General features: G+C 68.5%; 25 protein-coding genes, 1 tRNA gene and 1 riboswitch. Of the genes, 11 read left to right on the top strand and 15 right to left on the bottom strand.

The annotated features are described in order from the left end of the window. Positions 1–266: 266 nt before the first annotated feature. Entirely contained in the window at positions 267–602 is a 336-nt protein-coding gene (locus tag EEJ42_RS01775; protein WP_030829787.1) for a WhiB family transcriptional regulator, read from the bottom strand. A gap of 406 nt (positions 603–1,008) precedes the next feature. On the opposite strand from EEJ42_RS01775, the gene EEJ42_RS01765 reads away from it, so the two are divergent. Continuing rightward, positions 1,009–3,252 carry a transglycosylase domain-containing protein gene (locus EEJ42_RS01765; protein WP_123098267.1) on the top strand — a complete coding sequence of 748 codons (2,244 nt, stop codon included), beginning with the start codon at positions 1,009–1,011 and terminating at the stop codon, positions 3,250–3,252. Between the two features lie 156 nt (positions 3,253–3,408). On the opposite strand, the gene EEJ42_RS01760 is transcribed toward EEJ42_RS01765, so the two are convergent. Further along, entirely contained in the window at positions 3,409–3,879 is a 471-nt protein-coding gene (locus EEJ42_RS01760; protein ID WP_009716731.1) for a GatB/YqeY domain-containing protein, read from the bottom strand. A gap of 77 nt (positions 3,880–3,956) precedes the next feature. Between EEJ42_RS01760 and EEJ42_RS01755 the strand changes: the two genes are divergently transcribed. Together EEJ42_RS01755 and EEJ42_RS01750 are read left to right on the top strand one after the other, a co-directional pair. Next, positions 3,957–4,886, top strand: coding sequence for a metallophosphoesterase (locus EEJ42_RS01755; protein ID WP_009716730.1), 930 nt, complete (start codon positions 3,957–3,959; stop codon positions 4,884–4,886). An 85-nt stretch (positions 4,887–4,971) separates the two neighbouring features. Further along, positions 4,972–5,045 (top strand) — tRNA-Pro (locus EEJ42_RS01750). A 75-nt stretch (positions 5,046–5,120) separates the two neighbouring features. Here the strand turns inward: EEJ42_RS01750 and EEJ42_RS01745 are convergent. The 11 genes from EEJ42_RS01745 to EEJ42_RS01690 all read right to left on the bottom strand — a co-directional run bounded on the left by EEJ42_RS01745 (position 5,121) and on the right by EEJ42_RS01690 (position 12,569). Beyond that, positions 5,121–6,383 (bottom strand): tyrosine-type recombinase/integrase, encoded by a 1,263-nt coding sequence (locus tag EEJ42_RS01745; protein ID WP_123098283.1) that lies wholly within the window; start codon positions 6,381–6,383, stop codon positions 5,121–5,123. After that, on the bottom strand, positions 6,380–6,634 hold the full coding sequence (locus EEJ42_RS01740) for an excisionase family DNA-binding protein (RefSeq protein WP_123098265.1): 255 nt from the start codon (positions 6,632–6,634) through the stop codon (positions 6,380–6,382). The genes EEJ42_RS01745 and EEJ42_RS01740 overlap by 4 nt, the downstream gene beginning before the upstream one ends. Next, on the bottom strand, positions 6,631–7,920 hold the full coding sequence (locus EEJ42_RS01735; protein WP_123098282.1) for a replication initiator: 1,290 nt from the start codon (positions 7,918–7,920) through the stop codon (positions 6,631–6,633). The genes EEJ42_RS01740 and EEJ42_RS01735 overlap by 4 nt, the downstream gene beginning before the upstream one ends. 458 nt (positions 7,921–8,378) lie before the next feature. Further along, positions 8,379–8,573 carry a hypothetical protein gene (locus EEJ42_RS01725; protein WP_123098263.1) on the bottom strand — a complete coding sequence of 65 codons (195 nt, stop codon included), beginning with the start codon at positions 8,571–8,573 and terminating at the stop codon, positions 8,379–8,381. A 13-nt stretch (positions 8,574–8,586) separates the two neighbouring features. Further along, positions 8,587–8,778, bottom strand: coding sequence for a mobile element transfer protein (locus tag EEJ42_RS01720; protein ID WP_123098262.1), 192 nt, complete (start codon positions 8,776–8,778; stop codon positions 8,587–8,589). Beyond that, positions 8,778–8,963: a hypothetical protein gene (locus EEJ42_RS01715; protein ID WP_123098261.1), complete on the bottom strand. Its 186-nt coding sequence runs from the start codon at positions 8,961–8,963 to the stop codon at positions 8,778–8,780. Before EEJ42_RS01715 ends, EEJ42_RS01720 begins: the two co-directional genes overlap by 1 nt. 17 nt (positions 8,964–8,980) lie before the next feature. After that, positions 8,981–9,583 carry a DUF2637 domain-containing protein gene (locus tag EEJ42_RS01710; RefSeq protein ID WP_123098260.1) on the bottom strand — a complete coding sequence of 201 codons (603 nt, stop codon included), beginning with the start codon at positions 9,581–9,583 and terminating at the stop codon, positions 8,981–8,983. 2 nt (positions 9,584–9,585) lie between these two features. Further along, on the bottom strand, positions 9,586–9,777 hold the full coding sequence (locus EEJ42_RS01705) for a hypothetical protein (RefSeq protein WP_123098259.1): 192 nt from the start codon (positions 9,775–9,777) through the stop codon (positions 9,586–9,588). A gap of 77 nt (positions 9,778–9,854) precedes the next feature. Further along, entirely contained in the window at positions 9,855–11,231 is a 1,377-nt protein-coding gene (locus EEJ42_RS01700; RefSeq protein ID WP_123098258.1) for an FtsK/SpoIIIE domain-containing protein, read from the bottom strand. A 5-nt stretch (positions 11,232–11,236) separates the two neighbouring features. Next, on the bottom strand, positions 11,237–11,587 hold the full coding sequence (locus EEJ42_RS01695; RefSeq protein WP_123098257.1) for an SCO3933 family regulatory protein: 351 nt from the start codon (positions 11,585–11,587) through the stop codon (positions 11,237–11,239). A 196-nt stretch (positions 11,588–11,783) separates the two neighbouring features. Continuing rightward, positions 11,784–12,569 carry a GntR family transcriptional regulator gene (locus EEJ42_RS01690; RefSeq protein WP_123098256.1) on the bottom strand — a complete coding sequence of 262 codons (786 nt, stop codon included), beginning with the start codon at positions 12,567–12,569 and terminating at the stop codon, positions 11,784–11,786. A gap of 111 nt (positions 12,570–12,680) precedes the next feature. Between EEJ42_RS01690 and EEJ42_RS01685 the strand changes: the two genes are divergently transcribed. The 4 genes from EEJ42_RS01685 to EEJ42_RS01670 all read left to right on the top strand — a co-directional run bounded on the left by EEJ42_RS01685 (position 12,681) and on the right by EEJ42_RS01670 (position 15,580). Then, complete coding sequence (locus EEJ42_RS01685) at positions 12,681–13,088, top strand: NUDIX hydrolase (RefSeq protein ID WP_123098255.1); 408 nt, start codon at positions 12,681–12,683, stop codon at positions 13,086–13,088. 45 nt (positions 13,089–13,133) lie between these two features. Further along, a complete protein-coding gene (locus EEJ42_RS01680; protein WP_123098254.1) occupies positions 13,134–13,550 on the top strand; it encodes an ATP-binding protein in 417 nt (138 codons plus the stop codon). Next, positions 13,547–13,837 carry a hypothetical protein gene (locus tag EEJ42_RS01675; RefSeq protein WP_123098253.1) on the top strand — a complete coding sequence of 97 codons (291 nt, stop codon included), beginning with the start codon at positions 13,547–13,549 and terminating at the stop codon, positions 13,835–13,837. The genes EEJ42_RS01680 and EEJ42_RS01675 overlap by 4 nt, the downstream gene beginning before the upstream one ends. 522 nt (positions 13,838–14,359) lie before the next feature. Further along, on the top strand, positions 14,360–15,580 hold the full coding sequence (locus tag EEJ42_RS01670; RefSeq protein WP_123098252.1) for an IS110 family RNA-guided transposase: 1,221 nt from the start codon (positions 14,360–14,362) through the stop codon (positions 15,578–15,580). A gap of 418 nt (positions 15,581–15,998) precedes the next feature. On the opposite strand, the gene EEJ42_RS01665 is transcribed toward EEJ42_RS01670, so the two are convergent. Further along, positions 15,999–16,889 carry a DUF4365 domain-containing protein gene (locus EEJ42_RS01665; protein WP_281291385.1) on the bottom strand — a complete coding sequence of 297 codons (891 nt, stop codon included), beginning with the start codon at positions 16,887–16,889 and terminating at the stop codon, positions 15,999–16,001. Positions 16,890–17,216: 327 nt separating this feature from the next. Here EEJ42_RS01665 and EEJ42_RS01660 point away from each other — a divergent pair, with 327 nt between their 5' ends. Continuing rightward, positions 17,217–17,918 (top strand): hypothetical protein, encoded by a 702-nt coding sequence (locus tag EEJ42_RS01660; RefSeq protein WP_148081808.1) that lies wholly within the window; start codon positions 17,217–17,219, stop codon positions 17,916–17,918. Between the two features lie 537 nt (positions 17,919–18,455). Then, positions 18,456–19,043: an RDD family protein gene (locus tag EEJ42_RS01655; RefSeq protein ID WP_246095957.1), complete on the top strand. Its 588-nt coding sequence runs from the start codon at positions 18,456–18,458 to the stop codon at positions 19,041–19,043. A gap of 252 nt (positions 19,044–19,295) precedes the next feature. Here the strand turns inward: EEJ42_RS01655 and metE are convergent, their stop codons facing one another. Next, complete coding sequence (gene metE, locus EEJ42_RS01650) at positions 19,296–21,608, bottom strand: 5-methyltetrahydropteroyltriglutamate--homocysteine S-methyltransferase (protein ID WP_123098248.1); 2,313 nt, start codon at positions 21,606–21,608, stop codon at positions 19,296–19,298. Between the two features lie 163 nt (positions 21,609–21,771). Then, positions 21,772–22,001, bottom strand: a riboswitch (cobalamin riboswitch). A gap of 112 nt (positions 22,002–22,113) precedes the next feature. On the opposite strand from metE, the gene EEJ42_RS01645 reads away from it, so the two are divergent. Both EEJ42_RS01645 and EEJ42_RS01640 read left to right on the top strand, forming a co-directional pair. Beyond that, positions 22,114–22,617, top strand: coding sequence for a MarR family winged helix-turn-helix transcriptional regulator (locus tag EEJ42_RS01645; RefSeq protein ID WP_123098247.1), 504 nt, complete (start codon positions 22,114–22,116; stop codon positions 22,615–22,617). Positions 22,618–22,731: 114 nt separating this feature from the next. Continuing rightward, positions 22,732–24,597: a CASTOR/POLLUX-related putative ion channel gene (locus tag EEJ42_RS01640; protein ID WP_123098246.1), complete on the top strand. Its 1,866-nt coding sequence runs from the start codon at positions 22,732–22,734 to the stop codon at positions 24,595–24,597. Positions 24,598–24,614 lie beyond the last annotated feature (17 nt).

The raw sequence follows: 24,614 nt of genomic DNA, 5'->3' as shown, positions 1-24,614 counted from the left end.
CGCTCCGCACGTCGTCGCCCATGCACGTCGTCGTCCATGGCGTGGCGGGCTGCCCCAAGGTCCGCAGGCCCCCATGCCCGTGAACCACCTCGCCCGGCCACGACCGGCCGCGACCACTGTCGCGGCCGTACTCGTGTCGTAACACCCTTCCTCGTCCCGTCGCAGATGAGAGAACAAGCTCGTGACGAGGGGTGGGTGAGATGAAGTTGTGATGCGATGCGATGCGATGCGACGTCGTCGTCACGAACCGGCCTGCCGGCCGACCGCTATCCGACGGCAGCGAAGCGCTCGTACTCTTCGTCGTCGAAGGGCAGAATGCCCGCGCTGCGCTCGTACTCGGTGCGTGCGGTCTCCAGCAGCCTTCGCCAGGAGGTCACGGTCGGGCGGCGGCGCAGCAGCGCCCTCCGCTCGCGCTCGGTCATCCCTCCCCACACACCAAACTCGACACGGTTGTCCAAGGCATCCGCAAGGCACTCGGTGCGCACCGGGCATCCGGTGCAGACCGCTTTGGCCCTGTTCTGTGCCGCGCCCTGGACGAACAGTTCATCTGGATCAGTAGTGCGGCAGGCGGCCTGCGCACTCCAGTCGGTTACCCAGCCCATGCTGGCGCCGTCCTCTCCCGAATCGGAGCTCCCCCACGGCGACAAACGGCATATTCACCGTCGCCAGTTGAGGACGTTACGGAAGGCAAGCAGGGCGCACCACACCCTCCGGGCCCAATCTTGGATGGCCCGAACGGACTATGGGTACGCGGCAGATCACCCAACGGAGTGAGCTGACGACATTTGCGATTACTGGTGCAAACCAGGGCAGTTCACCCGGCGAACAGCGGGCAGCTCATGACACGGGGCCACAATCCGGGCACGTCTCAACACTCACTCGAGTGAGGGCGGGGATGTGGTGCGATGCGGTGCGATGTGGCGCAGCAGCACATGCGTGACTGGCGTGAAACAGCGTATGCGAACACGCGGTCCCCTGTCCGGCGATTCGCCACGTAGGCTGCCTCTTATGGGTTACACGCGCTCGGGCGGAGGGCTGTCCACCGCTCAACAGGCCGCCAAGTTCCTCGGCGTCAGCGCGCTGGCCGGCGCCGTGATGGCCGGGCTCGCGCTTCCCGCCGTCGGGGCCTTCGGCCTCACCGCCAAGGAAACGGTCCAGGAATTCGACGATATTCCGGCCAATCTCAAAACGCCGCCGCTCAGCGAGCGGACGACGATCCTGGACGCGAAGGGCGGGGAGATCGCGAAGGTCTACTCGCGCGACCGCACCATCGTGAAGCTGGGCGACGTCTCCCCGTACATGCGCAAGGCGATCGTCGCGATCGAGGACGCGCGCTTCTACAAGCACGGGGCGGTCGACCTCAAGGGCATCCTGCGCGCCGCCAACCGGAACGCGCAGAGCGGCGGGGTCTCACAGGGCGCCTCCACCCTCACCCAGCAGTACGTGAAGAACGTCTTCGTCGAGGAGGCGGGCAACAGCAAGGAGAAGTTCGCCGAGGCCACCCAGCAGTCCATCGGCCGCAAGATCAAGGAACTGAAGTACGCGATCCAGGTCGAGAAGGAACTGGGCAAGAAGCGGATCCTGGAGAACTACCTCAACATCACGTACTTCGGGCAGCAGGCCTACGGCATCGAGGCCGCCTCCCAGCGCTACTTCAGCAAGTCCGCCAAGGACCTGAAGGTGGAGCAGGCCGCGCTGCTGGCCGGTCTCGTCCAGTCGCCGAGCCGCTACGACCCGGTCACCAACCCGGACACCGCGAAGGCCCGCCGCAACACCGTGCTCCAGCGCATGGCCGACATGAAGGACATCACCCCGGCCCAGGCCGCCGCCGCCAAGAAGAAGCCGCTCGGCCTCGACGTCAGCATGCCCCGCAGCGGCTGCATCACGGCCGTCAAGGGCGCGGGCTTCTACTGCGACTACGTCCGCCAGATCTTCCTCAACGACCCGGTCTTCGGGAAGACGGCGGCGACGCGCGCCAAGCGCTGGAACCAGGGCGGCCTGACGATCCGTACGACGCTGGACCCGCAGGCGCAGGATTCGGTCCAGAAGTCGATCAAGTCCCACGTCTACCAGTCCGACAAGGCCGCCACCGCCGTCTCGCTCGTCGAGCCGGGCACCGGCAAGGTCCTGGGCATGGGCCAGTCCAAGCCGTACGGCTTCGGCAGGGACCAGACCCAGATCAACCTCTCCGCGGACCACTCCATGGGCGGCTCGAACTACGGCTTCCAGGTGGGGTCCACGTTCAAGCCGATCACCGCAGCGGCCGCCCTGGAGCGGGGCACCAAGCCGTACAAGAGCTACTCCTCGCCGTACAAGATGGAGTACCCGAGCCCGGTCAGCACCTGCAAGGGCACCTGGAGCAACAACGAGGGCGCGACGGTCGAGAACGAGAACGAGTCCGAGCGCGGCCCGTACGGGATGAAGGAGGCGACCGCGAAGTCGGTCAACACCTACTTCGTCCAGCTGATCAGCGACATCGGCGTCTGCCCGGTGACCGAGCTGGCCGACAAGATGGGCGTGGAGCGGGCCGACGGCAAGGAACACCAGCAGGTGCCCTCCCTCACCCTCGGCACCGAGGGCTTCTCCCCGCTGACCATGGCCAACGCGTACGCGACCTTCGCCAACCGCGGTGTCTACTGCTCCCCGGTCTTCATCGACTCGATCACCGGCCCCGGCGGCAAGAAGCTGAAGGTGCCGCAGTCGAAGTGCTCGCGCGCGATGTCCGAGAAGACCGCGGACACGATCAACACCCTGCTGCGCGGTGTGGTCGAGGACGGCACCGGCAAGAAGGCCGGTCTCCAGAGCCGGGCGAGCGCGGGCAAGACGGGTACGACGGACGAGCGCAGGGCCGCCTGGTTCGTCGGCTACACCCCGAACCTCGCGGGCGCGGTGTGGGTCGGCGGCGGCCCCGGCGCCAACGACCTCAAGATGGAGAACATCACCATCGGCGGTGCCTACCACGACAAGGTCTACGGCGCGGACACCCCCGGCCCCATCTGGAAGGACGCGATGAGCGGCGCGCTGGACGGCAAGCCCGCGCCGAACTTCGTCAGCGTGCCGATCAAGGACCCCAACGCGCGCAAGCCCACCCCGCCCAAGAATCCGGGCCGCGAGAAGCCCGGCCGTGAGAAGCCCGGGAACGGCGGCGGCGGGGACAACCCCTGGCCGGACATCTCCCTCCCGCCGGGCGTGATCGGCGGCAACGGGAACGGCGGCGGCAATGGGAACGGTGGCTTCGAGTGGCCGCGGTAGCGGTGCCCGCGGCCCGGGCGCGGTAGCGGTGCCCGCGGTCGACTGAGCGCGGTCGACTGAGCGCGGAAGCGGAAGGGGCCCGGACGAGAGATCGTCCGGGCCCCTTTTCCGTGTCTCCCCTACCTTCGGGTCTCCCCTGGTACCTCCGTGTCGCCCCTACCCGCCCGCGAGCTGCCGCTTCACCGCGGCGGCGACCCGGCCGCCCTCGGCCCGGCCCGCGATCTTCGGGTTCACGATCTTCATCACCGCGCCCATCGCCCGCGGCCCCTCGGCGCCGCCCGCTGCGGCCTCCCGGACCGCCTCTGCGACCAGCGCGTCCAGCTCGTCGTCCGTCAGCGGCTGCGGCAGGTACCCGGCGAGCACCTCGCCCTCGGCCCGCTCCCGCTCCGCCTGCGCCGCCCGGCCGCCCTTGTCGAACGCCTCGGCTGCCTCGCGGCGCTTCTTCGCCTCGCGCGCGATGATCTTCTCCACCTCGGCATCGGACAGCTCCCGGGAGCTCTCCCCCGAGACCTCTTCCTTCGAGATCGCGGTGATCGTGAGCCGGAGCGTGGAGGAGCGCAGCTCGTCGCGCGCCTTGATCGCTGCGGTGAGATCGTCATGCAGCCTGGACTTGAGCGTGGTGGTCATGGCGTCGAGTCTGCCAGCACTGGCCTGGAATCACCCGAAGATTTCTCCCCCGGCGGCGTTCTGCGACCATGGAGACCATGCGCGCGCGATACGGAGTACCCCTGGGAATCACGGCGGTCGGCGCAGCCGGTCTCGCCTACGCCGTCGGCTTCGAAGTGCGGTCCTTCAGGCTCCGCCGCATCACCGTACCCGTGCTGCCGCGCGGCATGCGGCCGCTGCGCGTCCTCCAGGTCTCCGACATCCACATGGTGAGCGGGCAGCGCAAGAAGCAGCGCTGGCTCCAGTCGCTCGCCGGTCTCCGCCCCGACTTCGTCGTGAACACCGGCGACAACCTCTCCGACCCGGAAGGCGTCCCCGAGGTCCTCGACGCGCTCGGCCCGCTGATGGAGTTCCCCGGCGCGTACGTCTTCGGCTCCAACGACTACTACGGGCCGAAGCTGCGCAACCCCGCCCGCTACCTGATGGAAAAGGCCAGCGGCCGCCACGGTCTGAACGGCAACGCCCCGGCCGTCGGCGTTGTCCACAACCCGTGGACGGAGATCCGCGACGCCTTCGACGCGGCCGGCTGGGTCGGCCTGTCCAACACCCGCGGCCGGCTCAAGCTGGACGACATCGAGATCGCCCTCACCGGCCTCGACGACCCGCACATCAAGCGCGACCGCTACGCCGAGGTCGCCGGCGGCCCCGAATCCGGCGCGGACCTCTCCCTCGCCGTCGTCCACGCCCCGTACCTCCGCGTCCTCGACGCCTTCACCGCCGACCGCTACCCCCTGATCCTCGCGGGCCACACCCACGGCGGCCAGCTGTGCATCCCCTTCTACGGCGCCCTGGTCACCAACTGCGACCTGGACACCCGCCGGGTCAAGGGCCTCTCCACCCACGAGGCCGGGGACCACACCTCCTACCTCCATGTCTCCGCAGGCTGCGGCACCAACCGCTACACCCCCGTCCGCTTCGCCTGCCCCCCGGAGGCCACCCTCCTCACCCTCACCCCGCAGGCCCCCTGACCCACCTCCCCGCCCCGACCTGCGAGACCCCGGAAACCGGATTTCGTGTCTGGCCACAGGTCCGCTAAAGTAGAGCTCGTTGCTTCGGGGTGTAGCGCAGCTTGGCAGCGCGCTTCGTTCGGGACGAAGAGGTCGTGGGTTCAAATCCCGCCACCCCGACAGAGGCCAGAGGGCCCGGTGTGTAAGTTGCACCGGGCCCTCTGGCGTTCGTACAGCAGCGGAGTACAGCAACCGCTACGACTCTCCCTGATCTTTCTTCTTCGGCTTCCCCTTGCGGTTGCCGTCGAGCGCCTTGCCCAGCTTGCGCAGCGCCCGGCGAGTGCCGTCGGACGGCACGTGGGTGTAGACCTCCATCGTCACCGCGATCTCCGAGTGCCGGAGGATCTGCATCGCGATGCGCGGGTGCACGTCCATGGCCGCCAGCAGCGAGGCGCAGGTGTGACGTGTGTCATGCACTCGGATCGTCCGCACGCCGGCCCGGTCGCAGCGCCGGTTGAACTCGCGGTTGAAGTTCCTCGGCTCGACGGGTGTGCCGTAGCGGGTGGTGAAGACGAAATCTGACTCGGTCCACAGATCCCCGGCGGCGGCCTTCGCGGATGCCTGGTCCTTCTGGCGAAGGCGAAGAGCGGCCACGCAGATATCCGGCAGCGGAAGCACCGCCTCAGACGCTTCCGTCTTGGCCGTATCCGAGTGCAGAAGCCGCCGCCGGACGCGCTGGAGCTGATGCTGAATACGCAGTTCGCCCGCGTCGAGGTTCACGTCCGCCCAAGTAAGGCCGAGGACCTCCCCCTTGCGCAGGCCGAGCACCAACACCAGGACGTACGCCCCGTAAAGGTAATCCCGCATGGCACGGGCGTTCTCCAGGAACGAGCAAGCTTCCTCGACCGACCACGGGTCGGGCCGCTTCCTCCGGGCCCGCTGCACCTTGATCAACTGAGCGACGTTCTTCGACACGAGTTCTTCGACCACCGCATTGCCCAGCGCACTCCGCAGCACCGTGCGGGCATCGTTGACCGAGCGCTTCGAGAGGGTCTGTCGGCAGCACTGACCCTTCGCACAGCAGCGACGCTTGTTCTCCGGCCGGGCGGCATCCTTGCCCTGAGCGCAGCACTGACAGGTGTCGGCGAGCTTGTTCATCCACGTCCGGATGTCCCGCACGCTGAGCCGGTCGAGCCGCTTGGAACCGATGAGCGGCACGATGTACCGGCGGACGGTGGTCTCGTAGGTGGCAGCGGTGAGCGGCCGGAGATTCGGCTCCACCACCTCCCGCAGCCAGTAGGCGAGGTACTGCTCAAGGGACGGCACCCTGGTGGCGACCGGCCCCTTCTTGGCTTCCACCTGGAGCTTGATCCACTTGTCGTGGACGTCGGTCCGTGTCTTGCCATAGACGTACTTCCTCTTCTTCCTGCCGTCCGGAGTGGTGACCCAGGCGTACGCGGCGAAGCCGTTCTTGTAGGGGTAGATGGACCCCTCACCGTTTCCGCGCTTGCCGCTCATGCGGACCACCTCTCGGACTCGTCCTGGACGCAACGGTTGACGTACTCGTCCACCCAGGCCGGGAGGATGCGGCGGTTACGGCCGATCTTGACCGAACGGATCTCANGGAGGATGCGGCGGTTACGGCCGATCTTGACCGAACGGATCTCACCGGTCAGGACGAGCATCTTGGTCTTGGACAGGCCGAAGCCGAGCATGGCGGCGACCTCGGCCGTGGTGTGCCACTTACGCGTGATCGCGTCCGTGGTCATCGGGTGGGTTCTCCTTCCGTTCCAGAGGCGGGGGTGAGGGTGGCGGCCAACCACTCCTCGGCGGGGGTGAGGCCGGTTCCGGCGTAGGCCCAGTGGGCGAGGACGAGGGTGGTCTCGTCCTGCTCCAGCTCGGCGGCGGTTTGGGCGCGTCGCCAGGCGGCGCGGGCGTCGCGGAGGGCGCCGAGGGTGGTGGAGTAGCGGCGGGACTTGGTGGAGAAGTGGCCCCGGAAGCCGAGCATGTGAGCCCAGGCGCGGAGCCGGAGGTGTTCCAGGTCCTTGCGAGCGCCGAGGGCCCATGCGGTGCGGACGAGACGGCGGGCATGCTCGGTGATGTCGAGGTAGGCCACTTCGGCAATGAGCCGTATCGGCCGGTCCAGAGCCCCGGTCGCGGTCTCGGCGCCCTTGGTGGCGTACTTGGCGATGTACGCGGCCACGGCCCGGTCGGTCAGCTCTTGCTCGCCGTTGAGGTCGGCGCCCCGGATGGGCCTCACGTCGAGTTCGTCACCGAAGGCAAATATGTGGGCTCGTCCGTCGATGACCGGTCCGGCAACCTGTGCCTTGGGCGTGGCCGCCTGGATGGCGTCGGTCAGCAGCTCGACCGTGGCCCAGGACGGAGGCGGGCTGTCACCACCGCCGGGACCGTCGATGCGGATCACGGCATGGAAGTGGACGGCTCCGCGCTTCTGGTACTCGGCGACCTTGGCGAAGGACAGCCGGGCGTGGTCGCGGAGGGCTCGCTGACTGAGTCCGGCCCTCTTGGCGACTTCCCGCCGCAGGTAGATCGAGAAGCGCCGCCAGAGCATGCCCGCGTGGGCGTTCCAGAGCACCGCGGATTCGTAGTCGTACCTGTGCGGGGCGAGCGGCGTGCCAAGGGCGTCGTCGTCCTGGTCGTGGCGGACGCCGCACCGGCACCGACGGACCGTTCCAGCCGGACCGGTGAGCCGGTTGTGGACGGGTCCGAAGCTGGGCGCGGTGAAGGTGGCGAAGACGCGCGGGTGCGTGGCGACGTCTTCCGGGGTGCCTTTGCCGCCGCGCAGTCCTGCGGTGATCAGGTGGAAGGTGTCGCGGCGGTAGGTCTCGGCGCAGGCCGCACAGCGGGTGGTGCGGCGGTTGTTGCAGCGGACCAGGAGTTGCCCGGCGGGCAGTTCGGTGGAGTCCAGGTGACGGAGGACGCGGCCGATCTCGCCGGTGTCGCGGTCGACGTGGTGTTCGGTGCGGTGGCCGTCCAGGCGGATCGGGGTGGTGCAGCCGCCGAGGCCGGAGAGCTGACCAAGTAGCGCGGGCATGGTGCCGAGCGCCGCCAGGTTGCCGAGTTGGGGCAGCGGCGGCGGGGTGGTGCGGGTGATGATGGGTGTCACCTCTTTCGAGGGGTGGGGCTGCCGGGGCGGCGGATGCTTGGCGGTATCGAGGCCGCCCTGGCAGCCGTGTTCGTCGTGGGTCAGCGGTGGCGCTGGCTGGTGAGCAGCGAGCGCATGACGACGGCGGCCACGGCGACGGATACGGCCGTGACGACGACGGCCGCCAGGAGCGCGGTCACGACGACGCCGACCGCGAGCACGACACCGACCGTCCGGGCACTGGGCCCGAGCCACGGCGCAGCCGCAGGAGCGTGCTGGCAGGAGCAGGCCGGAGCGTGGCTGTGCTGGACCGCTGGGGCGGTCGGAGCGGGCGTGTGGACAGTCGATGGGGTGGGGGCTTCGGGGTACTTCGGTCGGAACAGGGCGATCTCCTCTTGCCTACTCGTCTAGTCGTGTTCGGGATTGACTGTGTCGACGCCAGAGCGCGTACCGGACTCCACGAAGGGCGCGAGGCCGGTGTGGGCGAGCCAGAAGCCGAACAGCGCGATGACGACGGCGACCCACATGCGGACGCCCAGGAACTTGATCGCGAACCAGGCGATGACGCCGAGGACGAAGACCAGGGGCAGACTGATGGTCACGGGCGATCTCCTTTCAGCGGACGGGGCAACGGTGGGTACGGGCGGCCAACTCGGCGGCGGCCCGAGTGTCGTAGTCGGCGGAGAAGTCGCAGCGCGGAGCGGTGCACACGGCGGTGTGCTTCTCACGGCCCCGCTGGTCGTTGGCGGTGCCGACCCGGACCGGGCCGATACGGACGACGCTGCGGAAGCGGCGAGGCGCGGGCATCAGCCGTTCTCCTTCCGGTCGGCGAAGTCGTCGCGGTGGTCGGCCAGCCAACGCCTGATCTCCGCGCATTCCTTGGAGTCGGCGGCGAGGATGGCCGGTTCGGCGATGCTCACTGCTTCGATGAACCGGCCCTGACGGTTGAGTTCGGCAGCGCGCTGGAGGGCGTGCAGGGTGGAGGGGCGCACAGGTGTCGTCTCCTTGATCACTTGAGGTGGGTGGCGATGGCGTCGGCCAGCGGCGCGGGAACGCCGAGGCGGGCGCGCAGGGTGTCGGTGTCGATAGGTGAGCCAGTACGGGTGTGGTGTTCGTCGGCGAGCTTGCGTGCATGGGTGACGAGCGCGGCCGGGACGTGCGGCGCGGGAGCCTTCGGCTTCTCGGGCTCCGGTTCGGCGGGTGGAGCCGCGGTTTTTGGTTCGGCCCGGGCCGACGCGGTTTCGGCCGTTGGTGCGGTGTGGGCGAGGAGCGTTCCGCCGAGGAAGGCCACGGCTGGCCATCCGGCGACGAGGATGCGCAGCCAGGCCGGTACGTCGGTCAGGTCGAGCAGCCCGGCGGTGGCGACGTTCGCCCCGAGCGACGCGGCCAGCGCGACCACGAACCAGCACCAGCCCGACGCCTTGGACGACCCGGACCGCAGCCGCCGCCAGGCCGCCACAAGCAGCAGGTCCACCGAGACCGGATAGGCCCACGCCTTCCACCCGTCCTGCCCGGCCGCCGAGGCCAGGTCATGCAGGTGGGCGAAGGACAGCGCAGCGGCGATGACCGCTTGCACCAGTACCGCGTCAACGCGGCCCAGGTAGGCACGCATGTCTACGCCCCCTCGCGGGTGTCGTCAGTCGGTGGGATGGCGCGTGGGCCGAGTACGGCCAGCAGTTCGGAACGCTCAGCTTCGGTACGGGCATCCCGGTAGAGGCGGTGCGCGTCGGCCAGGGCGGTTGCGTAGTCGCCAGCTCGTACGGCGGTCTCGATCTGGCGAATCGCCTGCCACATCTCGTCGTGCATGACGGACCTCCTTTCAGGCATGGCAGGGGTAGGGACTTGGCGCGATGCGGTCGCGCCGACCGATGGTCGGAGACGGGTTACTCGGTGACCGGCGACGGTTTGAGGAGCGAGGTCGAAGCACTCACCGGAACGGCCGGCACGTCGAGCCGGAACGGTTCGAGCGGGGGCAACACCGGCACCAGGTGAGCCTGTTCATGGCAGACAGCCGCAGCGTCGCCCAGCGACAGAAACGGCGGACGGATGCGGGACCAGCCGCCCGAGGAGTCCCCGGCGACGGCCAGGCCGGGCCGTTCGGGAGCGATGGCGCAGGCCGCGCCCACCGCTTCGGGCGCGATGTCGCCCAAGGCCATCTTGGCGGAGGCTTCATCGTTCACGCGGTGGCAGACCCGTCCGGTCAACTGAGCCCGAAGCATCGTCGCGCCCTTGCCCAGCTCGGCGCCGAACCGCTGCCCGCACACCTCCAGGTAGATGCCTGCCGCGCGGCCGAGTTGGGCGAGCCGGATGAGCTGGGTAACCATCTCATCCCGCCGCTCCTCATCCTTCCGTGTGGCGACGAGGAACAGCTCGGCGACCTCGTCCACGAGCAGCACCACCGGCACGGGCCGTTCCTCGTCCGGCAGGCCCCAGATGTCAGAAGTGATCTCTTCATTTGGCGTGCTGGGGGTGATGCCCTGCCGCTTCTTGATCAGGTCGTATCGGTCCTCCATCAGTTCAATCAGCACGGGCAGCAGCTCAGCCGCTTGCACAGGGTCGGTGGCCAGCGCCGACAGTCGCGGGGCGAACGGCGCCAGCTCCACACCTTGCTTGCAGTCGATCCCGACCAGCGCGACCGGCTGCCGGGCCAGCCCGGATATCAGGTGTCGCAGGAACATGGACTTCCCCGAGAGCGTCGCGCCCAGGGTCAGCTGATGCGGAACGGCCCGGTAGTCCCGTACGAACGGCGTCGCGTCCTCCCGCAGCGCCACCGGCACCTTGAGGAAGTCGCCCGCCGCCTTCCGGGGCATCCGTACCTTCCGCAGCACGTCGAAGCCGATCAGCCGCAGCTCGACCACACCCGGCTTGACCACGTCCACGTACACGCCGTGAACGCCCCAGGCATGCCGCAGCCGTTCAGCCGAAGCCGCCACGTCCGCAGGCTCCTGCCCCGGCGCCAGCCGAAGCCGCACCCGCAGCCCGGTCGATGTCGGACGGATCAGGCCCCGGCGAGGAGGCACCGGCCGCACCTCCCGATGAGTGAGCGCCTGCGTCGCCCAGGCCCGCAGCCGGGACGGCGGAACGGTCAGCCCGCACGCATCCATCACGGACCCGTACGAGCCCAGCAGCCGGGCCGTGGAGACCGGCAACCCGACCGTGGACCAGTACGCGGCCGGGTGCCGGGCCCGGAGGTAGGCGGCCCCGCCGACCATTCCGGCGACCGGACCACCCACCTCCATCAACGTCATCACGTCGGACATCAGCCTCAGGCCCCCGCACCAACCGGCATGGCGGCCGGAGCGATGGCGTCAGCACGGAAGGCGATGCCGTGCCGCTGCTGCCCGTTGAAGACGGTCTCCCACGGCCGGGCGATCAGCCCGAACAGCGTGACCGACGACCCGAGCGCCAGCCCCTCCGTCACGCCGCCTTCCGGCACGGTGACCTGGAGCAGGGAGGACTCCCCGCCGTCGATGTAGACCACGCCGAGCCGCATCAGGGTCTCGCCGCTCTGCGCGTCCTTGGCGATCTCGCCAGTCTGCCGGTCCCTGACCTTGGGCTCCGGCGCCTCAGTCAGCAGGACCGTGGCACCGGAGGTCTCGACACGGATGGAACGCAATTACTTCTCCTTCTCTCGCAACATTGCCCACCTAGTTGTCTAGATGAGTACTAGTGGTCGAACCCGAATGCGCCGGGAACGATCACCACCATGCCACATCACTCAGCCACTCGTCTATACGAGTATGCATCTGCGTGCGTACGAGTTGAGAGAAGCGGCCCGCGGCGGCTGCACAGCGCGCCATCCGGCACGCCCGTCAGGTGGCGGGAAGCTGGTAAGCCAAGACGTAGGCGTCAGCGGCCATCACGGTGTCGCAGACCTCGACCGCGCGCCCCTCGGAGTCGAAGGCGGTACGGATCAGCGAGATCACCGGGACACCGGAGGCGAGCTGGAGCGTGCGCACCTCGGCGGGCGAGGGCATCCGGGCGCGGATCTCCTCATCGAAGTGATCCAGGCGGTGCCCCAGCTCTTCCAGCCGGGCGTAGATGCCGCCGGGGCCGGGGTTGGGCTGCGCGATTGGAGTGTTCCGGGCCAGGTCCAGCGGCAGGTAGGAGGTGGCGAACTCCACCGGGTGCCCGTCCAGCAGATACCGGCGCCGCCGGGCCAGCACCTTGCGCGGCGAACCGAGCCGGGCCGAGATGTCCGGCGACGGCCGCTCTTCCTTCACCTCCAGGCCGTCGACCTCCGGACGGCTCCCCGCAGCTTCGGCCTCCACGGTGAAGGCCGCCTTCCCCTGATCACGATGCCGCCGGGCGAACCGGTCCGAGGCCAGCCGTCGCACGGGAGGTCGCGGCCGGACGAAGACCCCCTTGCCGTGCTCGGAGACCACCAGCCCCTCTTGCTGGAGGATCGACAACGAGTTGCGCACGGTCATCCGGGACACCGCGAAGTGCTCGACCAGCTCGGTCTCGGAGGGCAGCTTGTCACCCTCCCTGAACCGCCCTTTGTCGATCGCTTCCCGCAGCGCGTCGGCGATCTGCCGGAACACCGCCCGGTCGCTCGTGGGGTCCAATACACCCAGAACAGAGGTCAGGGAAGGCATATGCACATACTCCTTTAGGTATCTAGACGAGCGGCTAAGCGGTGTTGCTACGGTGGAAAGCCTAGCCAGCCGAGAGGGGCGTGGAACGTGAGCGCTGAGCGCCCGCACTCCGTGAGCGTCGCCGGAGTCATCGTCGACGACGCTGGCCGTGCGTTGCTGATCAAGCGACGGGACAACGGTAAGTGGGAACCGCCCGGCGGTGTGCTCGAACGCGAGGAAACCATTCCCGACGCCTTGCAGCGGGAAGTCCTCGAAGAGACCGGCATCAAGATCGCGCTTCCCGCGACCCTCACCGGCGTCTACAAGAACATGACCGGCCTGATCGTCTCCATGGTCTTCCGCTGCGAGGCCATCGACGGCGTCCCGACCACCGGAGCGGAAACCCGCGCCCTGCGCTGGGTCACCCGCGACGAGGTCACCGACCTTGCCGACGAGGCATACGCGATCCGCGTCCTGGACGCACTCGACAACACCAGCCCGCCGGCCGTCCGCGCCCACGACGGCGTGCGACTCGTCTAGCACTAACCCACGGTCCATAGCCCCTACCAGCACGAAGGAACTTGTATGGACGAGTATACGAGCAGTCCGCGAGTCTGGGGGCTGATGTGCCCAGGTTTCCGAGAAGAGGTGACCCGCGCCCGCCGCTGGACCCGCGACATCCTCAGCGGACACCCCTGCGCGGACGACGCCGAGCTGATCGTCAGCGAACTCGGGAGCAACGCCCTCAACCACACCGCCAGCGGCACGGACTTCGGCACCTTCCACCTCACGCTGACCCTGTCACCTCAGACCGTCGCGATCGCCGTCAGCGATTCGGGCGGAAGCCCCGAACCCCATCCCACCGAGGCTGACCCGTACGACACCCACGGCCGCGGATTAAGCATCGTCATGGCCCTGGCCTGCCGAGTCGACATCACCGGCAACCAGCACGGCCGCACCGTCACCGCCCAGCTCGTAGCTCACCAGAAGGCGGACCAATGACACACCTCCCTGAACGCAACGACGGCTGGGACCTGGACCAGCTCCACCGCGACGAGATAACCGTGGCGATGAACTGGGTGATCCGCACGTGCCAAGACATCATCCGCGAGCACAGCCACAAGACGTTCTGGACCCCCACCGGAACCAGCACCGGCACCGCCCCGACGACGGACCACCTCATCCAGTCGGCCCGCACCGACGTGCTCAACAAGCTTCGCCACCAGATCGCCGGAGCGGAGACCATCATCAGCATTGCCGAGCACGAACGAGCCAAGCACCGGCAGTGAGTTACAACCTTCTTTACGGGTTCAAGTCGGCTCGCTCCGCTCGCCGAGCGCGTCCCGGCCCCCGGCCGGGCCTGCGCTCCTAATGGCGTCGTAAGGCGTTGTTGCTGATCTAGTCGGCCGGACGTCTTTGAGTGAGCCGACAGGCGGTGATCCGTAGCCGCTCCTGAGGCCTGACCTCCCGAGACAGAGTCGGCCCCGCATGTCGGCTCACTTGTCGTTCTTCATCGTGCGGGGGTGGCGGGGGCAGCCCGCGCTCCTGCCTTCGTCCCGCACGGACTGCCCCCGCCACCCCCACCGAAGGACACAACAGCGGCATCGTTGGCTCGTGGTCCAAGCCGCCGCCAGGGAACACCTCTCAACGCTCGGCGAACCCTCAGTTCCGCAGCTGACCGAGACCCCTGACGACCGCTGGGATTGCGAACGGCTGATCGGATGACGGGCCCTTGAGCCCTGCCATTAGGAAGACGCGCAACCCCTGCCCGGCGAGGACCAGCACACCACCGCCAACCAGAGGACTCCCCTATGACCAGCGTGTTCTGCGGTATCGACTGGGCCAGCGACCACCACGACATCGCCCTGCTGGACGAGACCGGCGCCCTCCTCGCGAAGCTGCGCATCGATGACAGCCCCCAGGGCCTGACCCAACTCCTCGACCTCATGGCCCGCCACGGCGACGCCCCCGACAACCCGATCCCCGTCGCCATCGAGACCTCCCACGGGCTCCTGGTCGCCTGCCTGCGCGCAACCCGCCGACCGGTCTACGTCATCAACCCACTCACCGCCGCCCGCTACCGCGACCGCTACGCACTCAGCCGCAAGAAGTCCGATCACCTCGACGCCAAAGTCCTCGCCCAGATCCTTCGCACCGACCCCGCCGAACACCGCCCCCTGCCCGCCGATAGCCACCTCGCCCAGGCCATCACAGTCCTGGCCCGAGCCCAGCAGGACGCCGTCTGGGACCGCGTCCAGACCGGCAACCGGCTGCGCTCTCACCTACGCGAGTACTTCCCCGCGTTCCTCACCGTCTTCAGGCACTTCCGCGAAGGCCTCGCCTCGACCGTCAGCCGCACCCTCCTGGCCGCAGCCCCCACACCCACACAGGCCGCCCAGCTCACCCGCCCCCAGCTCCGGTCCATCCTCAAAAGGGCCGGCCGCCAACGCGAGATCACCAGCGAAGTCGAACGCCTCCACACCTTGCTGCGGGAACCCCAGATGCACCAACCACCACTGGTCGAACAGGCGATGGGAACCAAAACCCTCGCCCTGCTGCGGCAGTTCGACGCCGCCTGCACCAGCGCCGACGACCTGGAAGCCGCGGTCGTCGACGCCTTCACCGCCCACGAAGACGCCGAGCTCATCACCAGCTTCCCCGGCCTCGGCCACCTCACCGGCGCCCGCGTCCTGGCCGAACTCGGCGACGACCACACACGCTTCGCCAACGCCCGCGCACTCAAGGCCTACGCCGGATCCGCCCCCATCACAAGATCCTCCGGACGCAAGACCACGGTCTTGGCCAGGCACATCAAAAACCAGCGTCTCGCCTCAGCCGGCTACATCTGGGCTTTCGCCGCGCTCACAGCATCAGCCGGAGCAAGAGCCCACTACGACCGCCGCCGCACAGCCGAAGAACGCCACATCGCAGCACAACGCAACCTCTTCAACCGCCTACTCGGCTGCCTCCACCACTGCCTCACCCACCACATCCCCTACGACGAACAGACCGCCTTCCCCGACACCGCTTGACTGATCAACCGCATCGGATGTCTGTCTCCGCCCCGCTCCAGCCCGGCCGCGGGCCGGGCCACGCTCAGCGGAGAAGCCGAGAAGCAGGAACGGGGGTACTGCTCGGCGTGCAGTTGAGGTCACAACAGCGCCTCCGGCGGGGGATCGGCCGACTCCGGGATGGAGGGGGCACCAATGCCGGCCGCGGGTCCGTGAGTGGCTGAGGCGGGAGCTCCCATCCCGTCCGCCGTCGACCCAGGCAGAGCCGAGCAGACGCGGCCCATGGCGTCCAGGTCGTTCGTACAGTGGCGCGCTCCACCTGGACGCCATGAACCACGCCCGCTCCACAGACGTGTGGGTCGACGGCGGACGGGATGGGAGCTGGGTGGTATGTGGTGACGCGAGTTAGATATGCGTCACTCTACGGGACGGGAAAATTTCATGATTGCCAGGAGAGGGGCAAACCCTTTCGTGCTTTATTTTTAAGTATCTTCTGCATCCCTGGCTTATCTGCAACACGCCACATTCTTTCCCATGCGCGCACGTCCGTCAGGTAGCCGGGGATCTTAATTTCTTTCTCGCATGCACACTCGATGAGCGCTTCAACGATTGCGACAACTCGACCCCTGCTCGGGTGAGTGACTCCCTTGAGATAAGAAGAGAGCTTCGCAACTTCATACCCTGTCTTCATTGACACGATATCGAGATCGGGCGCTCCAGCGCGGCGATGCAGTGCGCGCAGCTGAGAAGCAAAGGCGAAGCGGAAATCCCGCGGGGTCGCTTCTTCTATCGTCTTACCCAGAGCCGACACCAGCAGGTCGATGGCTCCCGCTAGCTCGTAGTCCGCTTGCCGCACAGATGTGCCCCGCGTAGGCCTCGCCATGGCGATCCCGCCGCTGGTCTGACGTCGGGCCGGAACGGCGAGCTCATCTCTGTGGGATTCGCTCAGCTTATTCTTCAACGGGACGAGCACTTTATGGCCGTGCCCGGCAACAATGACCGTCTCATCGTTAACGTGCTGCCAGTAAATTTGCTCGGATTCCGGCTCGAACAACATGAGAGTGACTGGCAGTGAGTGATTCATCCAATAGGCTACATGTTTTGCGTCGCAATAGAACCACCACCCAAGATCCGTCGGTTTGGTGAATTGACTAGCGCCGGACTTGATCTGCACAGCCAACAGTCGGCCAGTTCCTAGTCCAGATGCACCGCCAGGAGCGCCGACCCCATCGACCACCTCGATGTGGGCATCAATTCCGATATCGCTAGTCTCTTGTTCACGGAAAAGCCAACCTAATTGGGTGGTAACCAAGTATGCGGCCCGAGACACTCCAGCACGATCCACCAGGTGGGTGGCAGGGACGACTGTCAAAGTTGCATCTCCTCACACCGGCTCCGGCCAACCGATGAGTCCAGCCTAGAGGGAGGGACTGACAGCTGGCCCGTAACTCGCCCTCGGCCGTCCCGGGTTGGCGTCGTTACCGAAGGTCAGACAGTTGAACGCCCCGTGCCAGATCCGTGCCAGGTTGAGCGGGGAACCACGAGGAACAGCAGTCGCTCGATCAGCCCCGTCGAAGAGCTTTCCTGCTCTCCCTCACAGGTCAACGGCCAGATCGCCCCTAGATCACCCGAGCTTCCCAAGCTCAGGTTCTGTCCAGTGCCACGCAAGGCCCAGGCCGCGCAGTGTCTAGAGCTGACGGTTGCCGAGGGGTTCGAGCAGACTGTCCATGTGGACTCGGGAATCGCAGCGATCTTGGGGGCAGTAGTTGGGGCATTGGGTACCGGCGGTGCAGCTGTTGTTACAGGGGTGTGGGCGGCCAAGACCGCGCAGCACCAAGCGGCGGCCCAAGACGCGCAGGCAAGGCGTCAGCTGCGTGCCGAACATGTCCGAGAGCGTCGCGGGCCGCGCAGCAAGGCGTACGCGGACTTCGTCGCACAGGCGCGTGTCATCGAGAGGGCGCTAGGCAGGTACCAGGACTCGCACATCCTTGAGATGGGGCAATTCAATCAAGAAGTTGACAAACTCGACTACTTGGGGGTGCAGGTGTTGCTAGAGGGGCCGCCATCCGTCATCCGTCCCTCACAAGACTTGATCAGCTGCGCCCATCGATGTATGAGGCCGCTTCGAGTCTCCATTGCGGCGCTTCATGAGTTCGGCGATGAGTCAAGCGAGTACGCTGCAGCGAAGAGCGCGGTGGGCGATGTCGGCTTCGAGCTCATCGCGGAAGTGAAGGATTTCGCTGAGGCCGCGCGGCGCGTCCTCGACGACGATGGGGCCGGACAGGCCGACGCTTCGGTCGGCGCGCAGGTCGCTACGACGGCTACCGTCGCTCGGGACGCCGTGGCCGACTCGGGCTGACATCCACGGTCGACATCAAAGGCAGCAGACAACGGCGCAATTGCGCAGATGTTGACGGAAGATCGTCGGCCAATCAGGCCCTGTCCAACTCGGAGTGACCCAGCCTGCGATGGAACTCCAAGGCGGTGGTCAGCGAGTGCTGTACAGCAGGCAAGTACAGCAACCACCCCAACCACCGTCGATCGACACCGGCCCCAGCCGACCGACTGACCAGCCGGGCAGACCTTAGCGACCACCCCGCCCGTAGTTCGGGACGAAGAGGTCGTGGGTTCAAATCCCGCCACCCCGACTGAAGGAACAGAGGTCAGGCCCGGTGCTGAGAAATCAGCACCGGGCCTGACTCGTTGTGCTTGCCCCTCGTGGCCGTCTGTGACTGTCCTACACTGTGGAAACCGCGACATCACACTTGTGGGGGGACTGATGTTTCGACGAGCGGTGCCGACACCCGGGATGTCCGAGGCGGGGACGGTGCCGACCAGTCCCCCGCGGGCGCGTCGGTTGTGTGCTTGGGCGCTGGATTTCGCCGTCGTCGTGGCAGTGGCCGTGCTGCTCGGCTGGTTCACCTTCCATCGAATCAGTTCCGAGGTGACCGACGCCACGAGCCTTGCTGGGACGAGCGCTTGGGAGGTCATCACCTCGAAGGGCGATCTGGCGGAGGCGGGTCAGGACGTCGGACGGTCGCTTTGGCGGTCTGCGGTGAGTGACATCCAGCAAGCCTTCGCCGCGCTGGTCGTGTTCACCTTCGTCTACCACTTCCTCTCGCTGGCCGTGATGAGCCGCACGCCGGGGCAGGCGTTGACGGCCCTGTGCGTCGTACGGCGCGGTGGCGCGGGGCGGCCTGGGCGGAGCCGGGTTGCGGTGCGCGCCGCGGTCACCACGCTGGTCGATGTCGGCTGGTATGCGCTGGCCTGCTACCTGCTGGCCGAGGGCGAGGTCGTCCTCTCGGTGTTGTGCTGGGTCGTCGCCATATCGTTCTTCGCCTTCAATGCGGGGCTGGCGCTGATGGGCTCCCGGAGGTCGCTGGCCGACCGGCTGGCCGGTGTGACGGTCGTTGGCGCGCACGTCCGTGCCGCGCTCGCCCGGATCGGCGGGACGGTCCGGTGGGGCGGCCGGACGGGCCCCTGACGCCTTTCCCTGGGCCGTCGTTAGCGATCATCCGCGTCCGGGGCGGCAATGCTCAGCACCGACGATGTTGTCGGCACAGCTGAACGGGGTCGGCCAACGTCCGGCGGGTGCCGTGTGAGAAGGCGATCACCTATCGGGAAGGACGTGCCCGGACCGACCCAGGCGCGGGTCTCGAAGGGTGGTCGGGCCGACCCCGTACATCTTCAGCTTGATGCAGGGCAGAAGTTATTGCAAGTAATTTGCAATAACGGTTCAGAGCGTGGAGCGGACCTCCTGGGCCGCTGCGACCAGGTGGTCCAGGGAGGCGCGGACCTCGGGCCAGGCGCGGGTCTTCAGGCCGCAGTCGGGGTTGGCCCAGAGGCGGTCGGCGGGGATGGCGGCGAGGGCCGTGCGGAGGAGGGTGGCGGTTTCGGCGGGGCCGGGGACGCGGGGGGAGTGGATGTCGTAGACGCCGGGGCCGACCTCGCGGGGGTAGTGGGCGTCGGCGAGTTCGGTGGCGACCTGCATGTGGGAGCGGGCGGCTTCCAGGCTGATGACGTCGGCGTCGAGGTCGTCGATGGCCGGGAGGATGTCCCCGAACTCGGCGTAGCACATGTGGGTGTGGATCTGGGTGTCCGCGCGCACGCCGCCGGTGGTGAGGCGGAACGCCTCGGTGGCCCAGGCCAGGTAGGACGGGCGGTCGGCGGTGCGCAGGGGCAGGGTTTCGCGCAGGGCGGGTTCGTCGACCTGGATGACCGCAGTGCCCGCGGCCTCCAGGTCGGACACCTCGTCGCGCAGGGCGAGGGCGACGTGGCGTGCGGTGTCGGCGAGGGGCTGGTCGTCGCGGACGAAGGACCAGGCCAGCATGGTGACGGGGCCGGTGAGCATGCCCTTGACCGGGCGGTCGGTGAGGGACTGGGCGTACGTCGTCCAGCGCACCGTCATCGGCTCGGGCCGGGAGATGTCGCCGGCCAGGATCGGCGGGCGGACGTAGCGGGTGCCGTAGGACTGCACCCAGCCGTGCCGGGTGGCGAGGTAGCCGGTGAGCTGTTCGGCGAAGTACTGGACCATGTCGTTGCGTTCGGGCTCGCCGTGCACCAGGACGTCGATGCCCGTCTTCTCCTGGAAGGAGATCACGTCCTGGATCTCGGCCGCGATGCGCTGCTCGTATCCGGCGGTGTCGATGCGTCCGGCGCGCAGGTCGGCGCGGGCGGTGCGCAGCTCGCTGGTCTGCGGGAACGAGCCGATGGTGGTCGTCGGCAACGCGGGCAGCCGCAGCCGGGCACGCTGGGCGGGGGCGCGCTCGGCATACGGCTCGGGGCGGCGGGTGTCGGCGTCGGTGACGGCCTCGGCTCGGGCGCGTACGGCCGGGTCGCGGGTGAGCGTGGAGGTGGACCGGGAGGCCAGGTCGGCGCGGTTGGCGGCGAGTTGTGCGGCGATGGTGCCGGTGCCCTGGGCGATGCCGCGGGCGAGGGTCGCGACCTCGGTGGCCTTCTGACGGGCGAAGGCCAGCCAGCGGGCGATCTGGGGGTCGATGTCGCGTTCGGCTGCCGTGTCGAGGGGGACGTGGAGGAGGGAGCAGGACGCCGAGACGTCGACCCGGTCGGCGAAGCCGAGCAGGGTGCCGAGCCTGGACAGGGAGGCGGCGAGGTCGTTGATCCACACGTTGCGGCCGTCCACGACGCCCGCGACCAGGCGCTTGCCGGGCAGTCCGCCGACGGCGGCGAGGTCGTCGAGGTTGGGGGCGGCGGGCCCGGTGAAGTCGAGTGCCAGCCCGTCCACGGGGGCCTTGGCCAGGACGGACAGGGACTCGCCGAGGCGGTCGAAGTACGACGCGACCAGCAGCCGGGGGCGGTCGGTGAGGGCGCCCAGTTCGCGGTACGCGCGGGCGGCGGCGTTCAGTTCGGCGGCGGTGCGGTCCTGGACGAGCACGGGTTCGTCCAGCTGGACCCATGCGGCGCCGGCCGCCCGCAGATCGGCCAGCACCTCCGCGTACACGGGCAGCAGCCGGTCCAGCAGGGTGAGCGGCTCGAAGTCCGGCGCGACGCCGGGTGCGGGCTTGGCGAGCAGGAGGTAGGTGACGGGGCCGACCAGCACCGGCCGGGCGGTGTGACCGAGTGCGACCGCTTCTGACAGCTCGGCGACCTGCTTCGCCGAGTTGGCGGCGAAGACGGTGTCGGGGCCGAGTTCGGGCACCAGGTAGTGGTAGTTGGTGTCGAACCACTTGGTCATCTCCAGCGGCGCGGCCTCCTGGGTGCCGCGCGCCATGGCGAAGTAGCCGTCCAGCGCGTCGGCTTCGACGGCGGCGCGGTGGCGGTCCGGTACGGCACCGACCATGACGCTGGTGTCCAGCACATGGTCGTAGAACGAGAAGTCGCCGGTCGGCACCTCGTCGATACCGGCGTCGGCCAGCTGCCGCCAGTTCGCCGCGCGCAGCATCGCGGCGGTCTCCCGAAGGGCGCCGGCGCCGACCCGGCCCTTCCAGTAGCCCTCGACGGCCTTCTTCAGTTCGCGGTGGTGCCCCTGACGGGGGTAGCCGTACACGGTGGCCCGTGCCGCCGCGGCGGCCGCGGATGTCGCTGTCACGTAGCTCTCCTTCGCGAGCGTGTCCCTTGGGGATCCCGGCCGGATTCGGGGGCGCGAAGGAGTGACGAACCGGGCGGATCGACCGCGCGTCCGATACGCGCGCGTCCGCCTGCTTGGTACGCCGACCCGCCCTCGAGGTCACCGGGATCTCCGCGCGCGATCGGTCGCGCACGGGCAACGGGCAGGTCTTCGGACTCGCGGGCACACCTCGTGACGTCGTGCACGTCGAGGCACCTACTGGCCGTCGCTTCCCGGGCCCGTCTCCCGGACCCAGTGCGTATGACGGCGGTCGTTCCCGCTCACCGCTGCGGGGCAGTCCCGGATTTCCACCGGGTTCCCTCTTACGACGCGCCTGCCTGGCGGGCAGGGCGAACCAGCTGCGGGGCCCAGCCTAGGCGGTGGTGCCGGATCGGGGCACCCCCTCCACAGGGGCAGGGGGTAGAAAGGGCGTATGGCGCGCCGTTCCTTAGCATCCGATGTGGTTTCCACAGCCTCCGAGGCCGGAATGGCCTCCGCGGCCCCCGAGGCCGGAGTCCCCGAGTCCGACGCCGAGGCGATGGTCACTGCCGTGCTGACCGCGTCCCGGCTGCTCGTCGCCGTCTCCGCCCGGTCGCTGGCAGCGGTGGAGGAGTCCCTGACACTGCCGCAGTTCCGGATGCTGGTCGTCCTGGACGCCGGAGGTCCGCTGAGCCTGTCCGGGCTGGCCGGGGAGCTGGGCGTCCAGCCGTCGACCGCGATGCGCATGATCGACCGCCTGGTCACGACGGGCGTGGTCGCGCGCGGCGTCTCCGCCGAGGACCGGCGTACCAGCATGATCTCGCTCACTCGGGCCGGTCGGCGGATCGTGGCCGAGGTCACCGAGCGGCGCCGCCAGGAGATCGCGCGCATCGTGGACGTCATGCCCGCCGGACAGCGCCGCCATCTGATCGAGGCGCTCCAGGCGTTCGCCGAGGCGGGCGGCGAACCGACCGTCGAGACCGGGAGCCCGCAGGCCCACGCCGCCTGGTGAGCGCGTGGGCGACCCCGGCGCCCGGCAGCCGCACCCCCGTAACCCTGCGAGAATGATCAACTGCTCTGGGAGACCGTGAGACCGGTGGGTGGCCGGGGGGACAGGGGACGTGCGATGAGGCTGCGGGACCGGCTGCGGTACTGGTTCGACGGCACGATGGACCGGGGGACGCCCGCCCTGATCGGCTGGCTCGGCCTCGCCTCCCTCGCGTTGATCGCCGTGGTCTCCACGCTGGTGGTCGCCCTCTCCCACGAGGACACCCGGAAGAGCGGCGGCTGGACGGGCGTGGTGTGGATGAGCCTGCTGCGCACGCTCGATCCGGGCACCATGGGCGGGGACACCGGCCGCCCGCTGTTCCTGGTGCTGATGCTCACGGTCACGATCGGCGGCATCTTCATCGTCAGCGCGCTCATCGGTGTCCTCACCACGGGCCTGGAGAACCGGATCCAAATGCTCCGCAAGGGCCGGTCGCGGCTGATCGAGCGCGGCCACACGATCGTGCTGGGCTGGTCGGACCAGGTGTTCACGGTGATCGCCGAGCTGGTGGAGGCCAACCAGAGCGCCCGCCGCTCCTGTGTGGTGATCCTCGCCGACCACGACAAGGTCGACATGGAGGACCAGATCCGCGACCGGATCCCCGCGACCGGCCGCACCCGCGTGATCTGCCGCTCCGGAAGTCCGCTGGAGCGGCGCGACCTGGAGCTGGTGAGCCCCGACACCGCCAAGTCGATCATGGTGTTGCCGCCGGTCGGGGACGACACCGACACGGACGTCATCAAGGTGCTCCTGCTGCTCAACAGCCGGAAGTGGAAGGGCGCGCGGCCGAACGTCGTGGCGGCCGTGGAGAGTTCGGACAACCTGCCCGCCGCCCGCCTCGCCGCCGGTACGAACGCACTGATCATCGACGCCGACGACATCGCCGTACGGCTCATCGCCCAGGCGCACCGGCAGTCGGGGCTGTCCAGCGTCTTCAACGAACTGCTCAGCTTCGAAGGCAACGAGTTCTACTTCCACGAGCAGCCCGTGCTGGCGGGTGGGACGTACGCGGACACCCTGGCCCACTACGCGCAGGGCATGGCCGCCGGGCTGCGCCGCAGCGACGGTGAGGTGCTGCTCAACCCGCCGATGGACACCGTCGTCCGCGACGACGACCAGCTGCTGGTGATGGCCGAGGACGATCTGCTGATACGGCCCGCCGAGGCCCGGCCCGAGATCGTCCCGTCGGCGATCACCACCGCGCCCGGGCGGCCGCCGGTGCCGGACCGCACCCTGGTGATCGGCTGGAACTCCCGGGCGTCGAAGCTCATCACGCTGCTGGACAGCTTCGTCGAACCCGGCTCGGCCGTGGACATCGCGGCACCGCGGCGGCCGCGGAAGGGGGTGCCGGAGGGACTGAAGAACCTGACGGTGGGCCACAAGCGGTGCGAGCCGACCCGCAGGTCGTCCCTGGAGGCCCTCGACCTCGGCCGCTACCAGCACATCGTGGTGCTGTCCGACGACACCATCGACCCCCGGCGCTCCGACGACCGGACGCTGGTGACGCTGCTGCACCTGCGCGACATCGAGGTGCGGCTCGGTGACCCGTACTCGATCGTCACGGAGATGAACGACGACAGCAACCGGGAGATCGCCCAGGTCACCAAGGCCGACGACTTCATCGTCAGCACCAAGGTGATCAGCCTGCTGCTGACCCAGCTGACCGAGAACCGCGAGTTGTACACGGTGTTCATCGACCTCTTCGACCCGGAGGGCTCGGAGATCTACCTCAAACCGGCCACCAACTACCTGGTGCCCGGGGCCGAGGCCAACTTCGCGACGGTCATCGAGGCCGCACGGCGGCGCGGCGAGACGGCCCTCGGCTACCGGCTGGCACGCCACGCCGACGTACCGCCCACCTACGGCGTCCGCCTCAACCCCGACAAGGCCGCGCCGCTGGTCCTGGACGAGGGCGACGCGATCGTCGTCCTGGCCGAGGAGTAACGCTTCTGCGGACCCGG

Source organism: Streptomyces botrytidirepellens (assembly GCF_003721215.1).
Lineage (GTDB): Bacteria > Actinomycetota > Actinomycetes > Streptomycetales > Streptomycetaceae > Streptomyces > Streptomyces himastatinicus.
The sequence above is the reverse complement of the archived record's forward strand: the minus strand, read 5'-3'. Positions and strand labels throughout refer to the sequence as shown.

What these genes read in the sequence shown, in the direction of transcription:
- EEJ42_RS01775 (WP_030829787.1), bottom strand. Translation starts at nt 602, where the DNA reads ATGGGCTGGGTAACCGACTGGAGTGCGCAGGCCGCCTGCCGCACTACT.
- EEJ42_RS01765 (WP_123098267.1), top strand. Translation starts at nt 1,009, where the DNA reads ATGGGTTACACGCGCTCGGGCGGAGGGCTGTCCACCGCTCAACAGGCC.
- EEJ42_RS01760 (WP_009716731.1), bottom strand. Translation starts at nt 3,879, where the DNA reads ATGACCACCACGCTCAAGTCCAGGCTGCATGACGATCTCACCGCAGCG.
- EEJ42_RS01755 (WP_009716730.1), top strand. Translation starts at nt 3,957, where the DNA reads ATGCGCGCGCGATACGGAGTACCCCTGGGAATCACGGCGGTCGGCGCA.
- EEJ42_RS01745 (WP_123098283.1), bottom strand. Translation starts at nt 6,383, where the DNA reads ATGAGCGGCAAGCGCGGAAACGGTGAGGGGTCCATCTACCCCTACAAG.
- EEJ42_RS01735 (WP_123098282.1), bottom strand. Translation starts at nt 7,920, where the DNA reads ATGCCCGCGCTACTTGGTCAGCTCTCCGGCCTCGGCGGCTGCACCACC.
- EEJ42_RS01720 (WP_123098262.1), bottom strand. Translation starts at nt 8,778, where the DNA reads ATGCCCGCGCCTCGCCGCTTCCGCAGCGTCGTCCGTATCGGCCCGGTC.
- EEJ42_RS01710 (WP_123098260.1), bottom strand. Translation starts at nt 9,583, where the DNA reads ATGCGTGCCTACCTGGGCCGCGTTGACGCGGTACTGGTGCAAGCGGTC.
- EEJ42_RS01705 (WP_123098259.1), bottom strand. Translation starts at nt 9,777, where the DNA reads ATGCACGACGAGATGTGGCAGGCGATTCGCCAGATCGAGACCGCCGTA.
- EEJ42_RS01700 (WP_123098258.1), bottom strand. Translation starts at nt 11,231, where the DNA reads ATGTCCGACGTGATGACGTTGATGGAGGTGGGTGGTCCGGTCGCCGGA.
- EEJ42_RS01690 (WP_123098256.1), bottom strand. Translation starts at nt 12,569, where the DNA reads ATGCCTTCCCTGACCTCTGTTCTGGGTGTATTGGACCCCACGAGCGAC.
- EEJ42_RS01680 (WP_123098254.1), top strand. Translation starts at nt 13,134, where the DNA reads ATGGACGAGTATACGAGCAGTCCGCGAGTCTGGGGGCTGATGTGCCCA.
- EEJ42_RS01675 (WP_123098253.1), top strand. Translation starts at nt 13,547, where the DNA reads ATGACACACCTCCCTGAACGCAACGACGGCTGGGACCTGGACCAGCTC.
- EEJ42_RS01670 (WP_123098252.1), top strand. Translation starts at nt 14,360, where the DNA reads ATGACCAGCGTGTTCTGCGGTATCGACTGGGCCAGCGACCACCACGAC.
- EEJ42_RS01645 (WP_123098247.1), top strand. Translation starts at nt 22,114, where the DNA reads ATGGCCTCCGCGGCCCCCGAGGCCGGAGTCCCCGAGTCCGACGCCGAG.
- EEJ42_RS01640 (WP_123098246.1), top strand. Translation starts at nt 22,732, where the DNA reads ATGAGGCTGCGGGACCGGCTGCGGTACTGGTTCGACGGCACGATGGAC.